9 protein-coding genes and 1 pseudogene are annotated in these 12,282 nt (G+C 62.0%); 6 read left to right on the plus strand and 4 right to left on the minus strand.

What is annotated here, in order from left to right; all coding sequences use genetic code 11:
- The first annotated feature begins 80 nt into the window (after positions 1 to 80).
- The 3 genes from ACLIRY_RS10510 (at position 81) to mobB (ending at position 2,180) form a co-directional block, all read left to right on the plus strand.
- Positions 81 to 899 (plus strand): S49 family peptidase, encoded by an 819-nt coding sequence (locus ACLIRY_RS10510; protein WP_413205323.1) that lies wholly within the window; start codon positions 81 to 83, stop codon positions 897 to 899.
- An 85-nt stretch (positions 900 to 984) separates the two neighbouring features.
- The gene (locus tag ACLIRY_RS10515) at positions 985 to 1,629 is read left to right on the plus strand and encodes a carbonic anhydrase (RefSeq protein ID WP_413205324.1); all 645 of its coding nucleotides are present in this window, start codon (positions 985 to 987) and stop codon (positions 1,627 to 1,629) included.
- The gene (gene mobB, locus ACLIRY_RS10520) at positions 1,626 to 2,180 is read left to right on the plus strand and encodes a molybdopterin-guanine dinucleotide biosynthesis protein B (protein WP_413205325.1); all 555 of its coding nucleotides are present in this window, start codon (positions 1,626 to 1,628) and stop codon (positions 2,178 to 2,180) included. Before ACLIRY_RS10515 ends, mobB begins: the two co-directional genes overlap by 4 nt.
- On the opposite strand, the gene ACLIRY_RS10525 is transcribed toward mobB, so the two are convergent.
- The 4 genes and pseudogenes from ACLIRY_RS10525 to ACLIRY_RS10540 all read right to left on the minus strand — a co-directional run bounded on the left by ACLIRY_RS10525 (position 2,166) and on the right by ACLIRY_RS10540 (position 6,964).
- A complete protein-coding gene (locus tag ACLIRY_RS10525; protein WP_413205326.1) occupies positions 2,166 to 2,942 on the minus strand; it encodes a class I SAM-dependent methyltransferase in 777 nt (258 codons plus the stop codon). The genes mobB and ACLIRY_RS10525 overlap by 15 nt on opposite strands.
- A 516-nt stretch (positions 2,943 to 3,458) precedes the next feature.
- Positions 3,459 to 4,235 (minus strand): class I SAM-dependent methyltransferase, encoded by a 777-nt coding sequence (locus tag ACLIRY_RS10530; RefSeq protein WP_413205327.1) that lies wholly within the window; start codon positions 4,233 to 4,235, stop codon positions 3,459 to 3,461.
- 308 nt (positions 4,236 to 4,543) lie between these two features.
- Positions 4,544 to 5,911: pseudogene (locus ACLIRY_RS10535) on the minus strand (ribulose-bisphosphate carboxylase); the annotation flags it as partial.
- A 99-nt stretch (positions 5,912 to 6,010) separates the two neighbouring features.
- Complete coding sequence (locus tag ACLIRY_RS10540; protein ID WP_413205328.1) at positions 6,011 to 6,964, minus strand: LysR substrate-binding domain-containing protein; 954 nt, start codon at positions 6,962 to 6,964, stop codon at positions 6,011 to 6,013.
- A 215-nt stretch (positions 6,965 to 7,179) separates the two neighbouring features.
- Here ACLIRY_RS10540 and ACLIRY_RS10545 point away from each other — a divergent pair, with 215 nt between their 5' ends.
- The 3 genes from ACLIRY_RS10545 (at position 7,180) to tkt (ending at position 11,683) form a co-directional block, all read left to right on the plus strand.
- On the plus strand, positions 7,180 to 8,268 hold the full coding sequence (locus ACLIRY_RS10545) for a class 1 fructose-bisphosphatase (RefSeq protein WP_413205329.1): 1,089 nt from the start codon (positions 7,180 to 7,182) through the stop codon (positions 8,266 to 8,268).
- Positions 8,269 to 8,611: 343 nt separating this feature from the next.
- A complete protein-coding gene (locus tag ACLIRY_RS10550; protein WP_413205330.1) occupies positions 8,612 to 9,532 on the plus strand; it encodes a phosphoribulokinase in 921 nt (306 codons plus the stop codon).
- A gap of 99 nt (positions 9,533 to 9,631) precedes the next feature.
- On the plus strand, positions 9,632 to 11,683 hold the full coding sequence (gene tkt / locus ACLIRY_RS10555; RefSeq protein ID WP_413205331.1) for a transketolase: 2,052 nt from the start codon (positions 9,632 to 9,634) through the stop codon (positions 11,681 to 11,683).
- The last annotated feature ends 599 nt before the right edge of the window (positions 11,684 to 12,282 follow it).

Here is a 12,282-nt window from a genome sequence, read left to right on the forward strand (position 1 = left end):
GTCAAGGGCCAGCTCCGCGCCTAAATAGGAGAGTGACGTTCTTCGTTCCATTTCATACCAATCAAAACAGCCGAGGCCCCATGCGCAATCCCTTTCGTAAGCGAAAGACTCTGGCCGTTCTCCATTTGGGCGGGATCATCGCTGCCCGGGGACAGGCCCTGAACCTGGCGGGCTTGCGGCCGTCCATCGACCGGGCCTTTAAGGTGGGGGACGAGGTGGCCTTGGTTGTGAATTGCCCTGGCGGATCCCCGGCCCAAAGTCAGTTGATCCACGACCATATTCGTCTGAAGGCCGACAAGACCGGCAAGCCTGTCACCACCTTTGTCGAGGACATGGCTGCTTCGGGCGGCTATTGGATCGCCCTGGCCGGGGATGTCATTCACAGCCTACCCACGTCATTGGTGGGGTCCATCGGCGTCATTTCTGCTGGTTTTGGCTTTACAGAAGCCATCGAAAAGCTGGGGGTGGAACGCCGTGTGATCACCGCAGGGCGCAGCAAGTCGCGCCTGGATCCCTTCCGACCGGTGCAGGAAGAGGATATCGCTTGGTTGAAAGATTTGCAGGGGCAGATCCACGGTGCCTTCATCGGCCATGTCAAAACGCGGCGGTCCACCCAGGGGGCCAGTCTGCGCGAGGATGTGGATCTGTTCACCGGAGAAGTCTGGTTGGGCGAGCGGGCCAGGACCCTTGGGCTGGTGGACGGATTGGATAGTCTGACGGCCTACGCCGAGCGCAAAAATTTGCGTCTCAAAGAGATCCCCCGCAAACGCGGCTTTCTGCGCCTCGGATTGGGCCTGCGTGCTGGGGAAGGGGGGGCGGCAGCGCTCACCGCCCAGGTTCTCGATGGGCTTGACTGCCATCTGGAGGACCGGGTCTTGCGGGCGCGTTTGGGGCTTTGAGCTGCGCGCTTTAAAGCTGGTGAGGCTGGGCGATGCCCGGTAAGAAAGACGTGCCTCCCCGTTGGAAGAAGGTGAGTGACCGCGCATGGATATCGAGACTCTGATTGATCGCAACCGGGCCTGGGCGGCTTCCCAGGAAAAGGACCATCCCGGGTACTTCCAGGGCCTGAGCGAGGTCCAATCGCCGAAGTTCCTTTGGATCGGCTGTTCGGACTCCCGTGTTCCGGCCAATGAGATCGTCGGCATGAAACCCGGCGAGCTGTTCGTTCACCGGAACATCGCCAATATCGTCCCCAATGCCGATGCCAATTGTCTGGCCGTCATCGAATACGCGATCAATGCCCTGAAAGTGGAACATATCCTGGTGGTCGGGCACCTGGGCTGTGGCGGAGTGCGCGCGGCGCTCTCCCGGAAAGCCCATGGTCCCATCGACAATTGGCTGGCTCGCATCAAGGATATCGCCAGCCTGCATGCCGATGCCCTGGCCGCTCTGCCGGACGAGGAGGCTCGGGTCAATATGATGTGCCGGTTGAATGTGAAGGCCCAGGTTATGAACGTGGCTCGGACGTCCATGGTTCAAGCCGCCTGGCGTCGGGGGCAACCCTTGCAGGTGCATGGTTGGTGCTATGGCCTGGAAACGGGGTTGGTCGAGGATTTGAACTGTACCATGGGCGGAGCAGAGGCGCTTCCGGAAGCCTTCCGCCTGACCTTTGATGGGGAAGACGCATGATTCTGTTTGGGTTGACCGGCAAAAGCAACAGCGGCAAAACCACCCTGCTCGTTCAGTTGATTCCCGTTTTGAAGGGGCGGGGGCTGTCCGTCTCCACCATCAAGCACGGCCACCATGTGGCGGAACTGGACACCCCGGGCAAGGACAGTGACCGGCACCGGGTGGCGGGTGCCCACGAAACCATTTTCAGCACGGTGAACGGCTATGCCATCACCCATTCCCGGGCCGAGGACGAGCCCGAACCGGACTTGGCTGCCCTGGTGGCCCGCTTGACTCCGGTGGATTTGGTTCTGGTGGAAGGCTTTAAACGCGAGCCCATTCCCCGGATCGAAGTCTTTCGGCCCGATACGGGCAAGGCAGGCCTCTATCCCGAGGATCCGTCAATCCTGGCTGTGGCGAGCAACGTCCCCCATGGTCCCGGCTGGCCCGAGGTCGCTCCGGCCCATTGGCTGGACATGAACGATGTTGAGGCCGTGGCAGACTTTATCGTGCAAACGGTCTTCCCGGACCGCTCTGCAACCTTTGGCTCCTCCGGTTTACAGCAGCTCTGACCCGAGGGTGAAATCCGCTGGCTGGTCCCGGAAGTGGTCGAGCATGATCGGCGCCCAGCGGTTGGCACCGAAACAACGGCAGGCCAGCTTGGCCTCCTCGGGCCAGTCGGGGCCATGAAGAACGGCCAGACCCGAGGGGGTGGCGTGGAGCATGCGCCCCATCAAACCCGTTTCGGCGATGATCTCGCGGACGGTGTCCAGCAGATTGAAGGCGATTACGTCGTGCAGAAGGATGGCACCGGTGGGCGTCAGGAAGGGCAGGACTGCAGCCACGTCTGCTTTGACCTGCTCAGGGTTATGGGGGCCGTCGATGAAGGCCAGATCCACCTGAGCGTCCAGGTAATTTTGCACCGTCGCTGCGGTGTCGATCGGCGAGGCGCCTTGGACGATGGTCAAGGGGAGCTGCTCCCGCGCCGCCATACGGTTGACGCGGCCAATCCAGTCCCGGGTGAACGGCTCGTCGCCGATTTCCAATACGGCGTGTTTGCTTTCGGGTAGGAGCAGAGCCATGGACAGGGCGCTCCAGCCGAAGGAGGAGCCGACCCCGAAGACCCGTTCCGGGCGGTAGGCTCCGCCCAACAGGCATTCCAGGAAATAGACTTCCTTCAGGGCGATCCCCAAAGCGCCGGTCAGGTTGTCGGTGTCATCGAAGAGGAAGGTGAATTCTGAAAGCCGTGTGCTGGATAGGGAGGTGTCGAGGCCACTGGAAATGGCGAAGCCTTCCCGTTCGTAGAGGGTGACGAGGCGCGGCAAAATGGCCAAGGCGAGATCTCCCTTGATGGCGAGTGCGCGCGCGGTATCTGCCCACGCGGTTTGGTTCGTCCGTATCTGTACTCTACTCTACCGTTCCGCAGCCTGGAGACCAAAGGGCTTCCTTGGGCTCGATCAAATCGCCTTACGGAACACGACAACAGGTGTTTTCCCGTTACGGGGCTTTGCCCCGTCCCCCACTGGGGCCGAAAGGCCCCAGACCCCGGGCAGTGATTGGCCGAAAGGCCCCAGACCCCGGGTTAAAAACAAAGGGGGTTGGGCAATCGCCCAAAACGTATCAAGACATTGTCGTATACCGTGAAATCAAAGGTTTCCGTCATGCCCGTGAAAACGGGTATCCAGGGTTGATTTCGGTGTCGGTGCTTAAACGCACTGGCGTTGCGGGATTTGCCTCTAGGCATCGAGCGGAAAAGTGGGAACTGGTTTTCCGGTCCACCTGATGCTCAACTTATTGAATCTAGATCAAATTTCCTGCCTTAAATCGATTCCGATTTAAGGCGGTTTGATCTAAGGCAAGTCCGATCCCAGGGTGTAATCCGTCTGGTCCTTGCGGAAGTGGTTGACGAGGATGGGGGCCCATTTGTTGGCGCCGAAGTAGCGGCAGACGGCCCGTGCTTCCTCCGGCCAATCGGGGCCATGGACGATGGCCATGCCCGAGGGTGTGCCGTGCAGCATGTATCCTTTGAATCCGGAGCTGGCGATGATATCCCGGACCGCATCTTGCAGATGAAAGGCTATCACGTCGTGGAACAGCACTGCGCTGCCTGGATCCAGGAAAGGCTGGAGGGCGGCGAAATCCGCACGAACCGAATCGTTCGTGTGATTGCCATCAATGAAGGCAAAGTTGACCTTCCCCTCCAAGTGCTTCGTGATCACGGAAGGGCTGTCGTCTGGAGAGAGTCCGCGGACCACTTTCAGGGATAGGCCTGCCCGCTTGGCCATGAGATTGGTGCGGGTGATCCATTGGCTGGTGAAGACTTCGCCTCCCGCTTCCAGGACGGCGACCTGACTATAGGGCGCGGCGAGGGCCAGGGCGAGACTGCTCCAGCCAAAGGAATTGCCCACCGCGAAAATGCGCTTGGGCTGATATCCCTGACCCAAAAGGCATTCCAGGAAATAAACCTCCTTCATGGCGATCCCCAGATTGCCCGTCAGGCTTTCATGGTCGTCGAAAAGGTAGGTGAATTCGGACAAGGGGTTTTGTGTCAAGCCAGTGTCGAGGCCGCTGGAAATGCTCAAGCCCTCCTGTTCGTAAAGGGAGATCAGGTGGGGGAAGATTGGCATGGGGAACACTCCAGGGGGGGCACAACGCTAGAGTAGAGCATTTTGCGTGAAATACGGTTCGCGCAAAATGCTTGTTTCTGATTTTCCATGCTGACAGGCGAGATTGGAACCGCTGGGAGAGACTCTTTTCCGTGCTGGGCATTAAAAAAAAGGGGGGAGGGGCGGGCTCGGACCGCACCTCCCCCCGTTTCGGTTCCCCCCCTCGGTTGAGGGAACCGTTAGGCGACCGAACGGGAGGGCTCCGTCGATCGACCCGTTTTGGTGGTGGCTTCCGCAGGGCTCCAGGTGGACACCCGATTGGACGAGGGCTTCAACACATCGCGCCAGCCGGGGAACAGCGCGTCGGCATCCGCAGAGAAGCTCTGGAAGGCGCGGGCCAGTTCGTCGTGCTCCTTGGCGTATTCGACCAGATCAATACCCTGCTGCCAGGCGTCGTAGGCCTGCCGCAGGGAGAGCGCACCCGCCGCGCCGCCGTCCAGGTGGCCAAAGGCGCCGCCGCCTGCCGTCTGGATCACGTTGCCATGGCCCAGGTTGGTGAAGAAGCCGGGCATGCGCAGGGCGTTCATTCCGCCGGAGATGATCGGCGTGGTCGGGTTCATGCCCAGCCACTCCTGGTGATAGTAGGGGCCGTCGGCGCTATCCTGTTGAAGCATATAGGCGATGGCGCGATCAGCGGGTTCGCCTTCCATCTTGCCGTAGCCCATGGTGCCCGTGTGGATGCCGCTGGCTCCCTGAAAGCGGGACATCTTGCAGTGGACGAAGGCGGTGTAGCCACGCATGGATTGGGGGCTGGTGACCGCGCCGTGGCCCGCACGGTGATAGTGCAGGTACTGGTTGGGGAAGCGCCGCCGGGCGGTGGTGATGGCCGTTGTTCCAGCCACATAACCGTCCACCAGGAAGGCCACGTGATTGGCGTTCTCGCCAAAGATCTCCAGGATGGTTTCGCCCCGGGCGATCATCTCGAAGGGGTCGTCGGCGGTGATGTTGGCCGAGAACAGCTTGGCTTCACCGGTTTCGTCCTGGGCCCGCTTCATGGAATCCGACACCAGCCGCATGGTCTCCCGCAGGGGGGCGAAGGTCTGATTGCCCTGGGGCTCGTCGTTCTTGATGAAGTCGCCGCCGCGCCAGAATTCCAGGCAGGCATCGGCGAAGGGCCTGGGCTGCAAGCCCAACTTCGGTTTGATGATGGTCCCGACGATCAGCCCGCCGTCCACCAGGGGACGACCCAGAACGCGCCAGAGGTCCTTGATGGTTGTGGAGGGACCGTCGAACAGCATCAACAGCTTGGGGGGGATATAGAAATCGTGCATCTTGCCGTATTCCACGTCGCCCATACCCTGGTTGTTGCCAATGCAAAGGGTCAGGAACGAAGCCATCATGGCTCGACCATCGGTGATATTGCGGTCGAACAGGGGCACCGGATAGGCGATTTTCGTCAATTGGCGCTCTGGGTCGATTTCATAGACCAGGGCATCGACGGCCATGGTATGGGCGTCGGTGGTGCTCACCGCGACGTTGGTTCCCGTGGAGCTTTCCGCAGCAAAATGGGCTGCGGTTTCCAGGTACCCATACCCGGCCTTGGGCTTCATGTGGTAGGCGACCAGGACGTGATCGCCATTGCGGATCAAGTCCTCTTCCTTCAGGTCGAGATTGGCATAACGTGCGGATTGGTCCATGGAGGCAACTCCCCGATCTGTATTAGGTGTTGTTTACCCCCAAACCCTATCCCGACCGAGGCATAAGCAAAAATTGTATGTTTTGCGAATAAGTATAAGCTAAAGATTATCTGATGAGGCACGCCTTCGCCGTGGGGCCTGGGCCCGCGTGGCCTCTTCGATCAGGCGGGCTCCGTGGTCGCGGAGGAAGGTTACGAAGGCCTCGCCCACGGGCAGCAGCTTTTTGCCTTGCCGGACGACCACAAACCAGTCCCGGCGCACGGGGGTGTCTTTGACCTCCAGGATGGCCAGACGTCCGACGGAGACTTCCAACCCAATCGTATGGCGGGACAGAAAGCTGATCCCCATACCCGCCATGACCGCCTGTTTGATGGTCTCGTTCGAGGCCATTTCCATGATCCGCCCTGCCGTGATGCCGTGTTCGCCCATCAGCCGTTCCATGAGCAAACGCGTGCCAGAGCCCTGTTCTCGCACCAAGAAAGTCTCGCCGTTCAGGTCTTCAATGGGGACCTTGCGGCCCAACAGCTTATGGGTGGGTGGCGCGATGAACACATGGGGATGGGGGGCGAAGGCCGAGGCGTCGACCTTCATGTCTTCGGGCGGGCGCCCCATCAGGGCCAGGTCGATGCGGTTCTCCGCCAGGTCAGCGATGATCTGCCCCCGGTTGGCGACGGCCAGACTCAGGTCCACACCCGGAAAACCGGCGCCAAAGGCCGAAAGCAGGTGGGGGGCGAAGTATTTGGCCGTGGAGACCACCCCGACCCGGGGCCCCCCCGCCCGTTGGCCGCGCAGGGCGGCCATGGCTTCCTCCGCGTCGGCAACGGCACCGAGGATGGCCCGGGTGTGGCCCAGCAGGGTCTCTCCGGCGTCGGTCAGGAACAGCTTGCGGCCCACCTGTTCGAAGAGGGGGAGGTTCGTCAAGCCTTCTAACTGCTTGATCTGAAGGGAAACGGCAGGCTGGGTCAGGTGGAGTTCCCGCGAGGCGTGGGAAAAGCTCATATGCCGGGCGACGGCGTCGAAGACCTGCAATTGGCGAAGTGTGGTGCGGCGCATGGCATCCCCTCCCTTGGGTTTTCATATAAGCTATCACAAATGCCTGGATAGAGTATTTCTGAATTCCACTTATCCCTATCACCGGTCAGGATGACGCCATGCCCAACAACAAGACAGTCGGATGGCTTGGCCAACCGTGACAGGTCGACCCGGGCACAAACAGGAAAACGACCCGAAGAACCGCCATAAGCACCGAAAGACGCAGGGAGAGCGCCATGATCAAGCCGGACCAGACGACCCTGGCCCAATACCTTATCGAACGGACGCGGAGCCTGGATATGGCTGACGCGGACCAGTTGGTCACTCTGTTGATTGACGTCAGTCGGGCCTGCAAGACCATTTCCCGCTCCGTTGCCCAGGGCGCCCTGGGCGGTATGGTTGGCAAGGCGGACTCGGTCAATGTCCAGGGCGAGGTCCAGGCCCGCCTGGACCTGCTCTCTGACGAGATCTTCCGCCGCCGCACGGAATTCAACGGCACCGTTGCTGCCGTGGCTTCGGAAGAGCTGGAGGATATCGAGCGGGTGCCCGACCAGTATCCTGCAGGCCCCTTCCTTCTGCTCCATGATCCCCTGGACGGGTCGTCGAACATTGATGTGAACGTTTCGGTCGGCAGCATCTTTTCCGTCCTGCGGGTCCCGCGTCCCGGCGAACAGGTGGAAACGATCGACTTCATGCAGCCGGGCACGGCCCAGGTTGCCGCCGGCTATGCCATCTACGGCCCATCGACCATGCTGGTTCTGACCCTTGGCGATGGGGTGGACGGCTTTACCCTGGATCCCTTCCTGGGGGATTTTGTCTTGACCCATCCGGCCATCCGCATCCCCAAGGCCGCGACGGAATTTGCCATTAACGCCAGCAACGCCCGCTGGTGGGAACCCCCCGTGCGCCGCTACATCGAGGAATGCGTGGCCGGAACCGAGGGACCCCGGGGCAAGGATTTCAACACCCGGTGGGTCGCCTCTCTGGTGGCCGATGCCCACCGCATCCTGATGCGCGGCGGTATTTACCTCTATCCCCGGGACCGCAAGGAACCTCGGCGGCCCGGTCGTCTGCGCCTGCTCTATGAAGTGAACCCCATCGGCTTTGTCGTCGAACAGGCCGGGGGAAAGGCCTCCACGGGGACGGGCCGGGTGCTCGACATCATGCCCGCGACCCTGCACCAACGCGCCCCGCTGATCTTTGGCAGTGCCGACGAAGTGGAGCGCATCGAAGCGTACTTCGCCGAACCGGAAGAGCCCGATGCGGTGCCTTTGGAAACGTCGCCCCTGTTCGCAGGACGCGGGCTGTTTCGGGAACTGCATTAGAACATTTGGCTTGGTTTGTGACTCCAGGGTACAGGACAGTGGCTCGTGTTTTTTGGGCGATAGCCCAAGCCCATTTGGGGGCAGATGCCCCCAAACCCCCATTTTTCTTTTACAAATAGGAGCATGGGGTCTGGGGCCTTTCGGCCCCAGTGGGGGACGGGGCAAGCCCTCCCTGTTGTGAACCAGACGAAATGCTCTGAACACCGCCTTTTGTCGGAATAGCCTTCCGACGGAGTCCGCGCCCAAGATCCCCTGAACAAGGATCACGGCCCGGACCGGGCTCAACCGGACAAGACCGGGGGAGCTGAAGACTCAAAAGAAAAGACGTCAAGGGAGGACCCCCATGTCCGATAAGCATCCCATCATTGCCGTTACCGGGTCGTCCGGATCGGGAACAACTTCGGTGACCCGCACGTTCCAGGGCATTTTCCGCCGGGAGGGTGTGAATGCGGCCATCGTCGAGGGCGACAGCTTCCACAGCCTCGACCGCATGGCCATGAAGGCGGAGTTGGAAAAGCGCCTCGCCGTCGGAGACCAAACCTTCAGCCACTTTGGGCCGGAATCAAACCTGTTCCCCGAACTGGAAGCCCTGTTCCGTGATTTCTCGGAGAAGGGGACGGCCCGCAGTCGCTATTACCTTCACGACCAGGACGACGCCGCCCGCCACGGTCAGGAGCCGGGGACCTTTACCCCCTGGCAGGACCTGCCGCCCGCAGACCTGCTTTATTACGAGGGTCTGCATGGGGCGGTACAGACCGCCGAGGCCGATGTGGCCCGTTGGCCCGATCTGTTGGTCGGCGTGGTGCCAGTGATCAACCTGGAATGGATCCAGAAAATCCACCGGGACAAGGACAAGCGCGGCTATTCGACTGAAGCGGTCACCGATGTGATCCTGCGGCGCATGCACGACTACGTCCATTACATTTGCCCCCAATTCACCCGCACCCATGTGAACTTCCAGCGGGTGCCCATGGTCGATACCTCCAACCCCTTCATTGCCCGGGATATTCCCTCGCCGGCGGAAAGCATGGTGGTGATCCGCTTCCGGGACCCCAAGGGGATCGATTTCCCCTATCTGCTGTCCATGCTGCAGGACAGTTTCATGTCCCGGGCCAATACCATCGTGGTGCCCGGGGGCAGCATGGAACTGGCCATGCAGCTGATCCTGACGCCCTACATCTGGCGGATGATGGAGAAGCGGCGCGCCATGGTGGGACAGGTGTCCCATCCGCGCCCCTCCACCCCTCGGCCCATCCACGCCTGACGGCCAGCTTCAATGCGTGAGCGGTGGGTTGGGCGGAAAACCGGTTTCTATTTTTCCGTCCCCCGCCCTAACGGCCCACCGCCCTAACGGAGAGAGTTCATGAACGTGATGACCAATCCGGTCCCCAAGGCAGGGACCGAAGATGCCCTGCGCCGTGCCAGCGCCCTGCGTTTCCTCGCCGCCGAGATGGTGGAAAAGGCCAAGAGCGGCCACCCCGGTATGCCCTTGGGCATGGCTGATATCGCTACCGCCTTGTGGGATCCCAAGGGGGCTGCTGCCGTCCGCCACGACCCCGCCAATCCCACTTGGTGGAACCGCGATCGGGTCGTGATCTCCAACGGCCATGGGTCGACCCTGCTCTATGCAGCCCTGCACCTGACCGGCTATGACCTGTCTGTGGCAGACCTGCAGGGTTTCCGCCAGATGGGCAGCCGCACCCCAGGACACCCGGAAGTGGATGTAACGCCGGGCGTGGAGACCACCACTGGCCCCCTGGGGCAGGGACTGGCCAATGGTGTTGGCATGGCGCTCGCGGAGAAGCAACTGGCCGAGACTTTCAACCGCGAAGGCTTTCCGGTCATCGACCACCACACCTTCGTCCTCTTGGGTGACGGTTGCCTGATGGAGGGGATCTCCCACGAAGCCTGTTCCATGGCGGGCCTGTTGGGTCTGGGCAAGCTGATCTGCTTGTGGGACGACAACGGCATCTCCATTGACGGGGAGGTGGAGGGCTGGTTCGGCGATGACACCCCGGCCCGCTTCGAGGCCTACGGCTGGCATGTGATCCGTGCTGTGGATGGCCATAACGCCGACGCCGTCGCCTCTGCCCTTGCCGAGGCCCGGGCGGAGACCGGCAAGCCCACCCTGATTTGTTGCCGCACGGAGATCGGCCAGGGGGCGCCCACCAAGGCCGGAAGCCATGATGTCCACGGTGCCCCCCTGGGAGCTGCGGAACTGGCCGTCATGCGCGAGGCCCTGGATTGGCCCCATGCGCCCTTCGAGGTTCCCGATGACATCCGTGCCGCCTGGGACGCCCGCCCCGCAGGAGCCGCTGCGCACGCGCGATGGGACCGGCTGTGGAAGGGTTATCAGGCAGCCCATCCCGAAGCGGCGCGGGAACTGGATCGGCGCATGGTCGGTTGGCTGCCCGGCGATTGGCGCGAGACCGTTACCCAGACCTTGGCCGCTGCGGCGGCAGAGGAGGGCGCGCCGGCCACCCGGAAGTGCAGCCAGACGGTCCTGGGGAAGATTGCCCCCCGCCTGCCCGAACTGTTCGGCGGCTCGGCGGACCTGACCGGCTCCAACCTGACCGACTGGAAGGGCGCGGGGCGGGTCAATGACAAGGATCCCGGCGGGCGCTACATGAGCCACGGCGTGCGCGAATTCGGGATGTCGGCGATCCTTAACGGTATGGCCCTGCACGGCGGCTGGATTCCCTTTGGCGGGACCTTCCTGGTGTTCTCCGACTATGCCCGGAACGCCATCCGTATGGCTGCCCTGATGAAGCGCCGGGTGATCCATGTTTTGACCCATGACTCCATCGGCCTGGGTGAAGATGGCCCGACTCACCAACCGGTGGAGCATGTGGCCTCCCTGCGGTTGATCCCGGGGCTGGAGGTCTGGCGCCCCTGTGACACGCTTGAAACCGCCGTCGCCTGGACCGAGGCCATCGCCCGGACCGACGGACCATCTGCCCTGGTCCTCAGCCGCCAGGGTTTGCCAACCCAGCATCGCGATCCTGCCCAAGGCGCGATGTTGGCCCGGGGGGCGGCCGTTGTCGTCGCGGCGGACGCTCCCCGGATCGTTCTCATTGCCACCGGATCCGAGGTGGAATTGGCCATGAAGACCCGAGACTTGCTGGAAGCCGACGGGATCGCCACCAAGGTGGTGTCCATGCCCTGTCGCGAGCGTTTCCTGGCCGGAGAGCAGGCTTGGCGGGACGGCATCTTGCCCCCGGGCGTGCCCCGTCTGGCCATCGAGGCTGCCCACCCGGAACCCTGGTGGCGGATCGTTGGCGACCGTGGTGACGTGGTTGGCATGGAAACTTTCGGAGAATCAGCTCCGGCTCCGGAGTTGTTCAAGCATTTCGGTTTCACGCCTGAGGCAGTGGCAACCCGCGCTTTACGCCTGGTGGCCCGCATGGCGTCATAAGGAAAGCCCGGGGACCGGAAGGACGATCTGGGGTCCTCTCCGGCCCCCGGGATTGGGGAGCGGCAAAGGCGACCGGTTCTGGTGCGTGAGCCCCGCCTTTGCCGCTCCCTCCCCCTTTTGTGAAGGGGCGATTGGCCAAATCCAGATTTTTCATATATAAACAATGGCCTGGGGTCTGGGGCCTCACGACTCCAGTGGGGGACGGGGAAAGCCCCGTGACTGGAAAACACCCACTGTCGTGTAGCCTGTCCAGGCGAGACGCAAGCGGTCTCTCCTGGGTCCTTGATGTCATTTCTCGCATTTTTATCTTTTCCGATTGACGGGGTGGGTTTGGGTCTATAGAACCCGCTCTCCCGACGGAGCGGTTGCTTTGTTGGGGCCGGGTTTTCTCCCTGGCTGGTTTCGTTTAATTCCTTGAATTGGCATTATTTTCGGATGTGCCACCGCTTCCTTCGGGGACCGGAAGAGGGGGTGGGCGGGACAGAAAAAAGGGAGTTGACACGGTGGTTGGGCGGGCTTAGAACCCCGCTCCCCGACGGGCCTTTCGCTTCGGCGAGCGGGTCGGTTGGGACCTCGGTCAGCTTCGGCGGTTGGGGATG

The organism is Rhodospirillum sp. A1_3_36 (assembly GCF_047263945.1).
GTDB lineage: Bacteria > Pseudomonadota > Alphaproteobacteria > Rhodospirillales > Rhodospirillaceae > Rhodospirillum.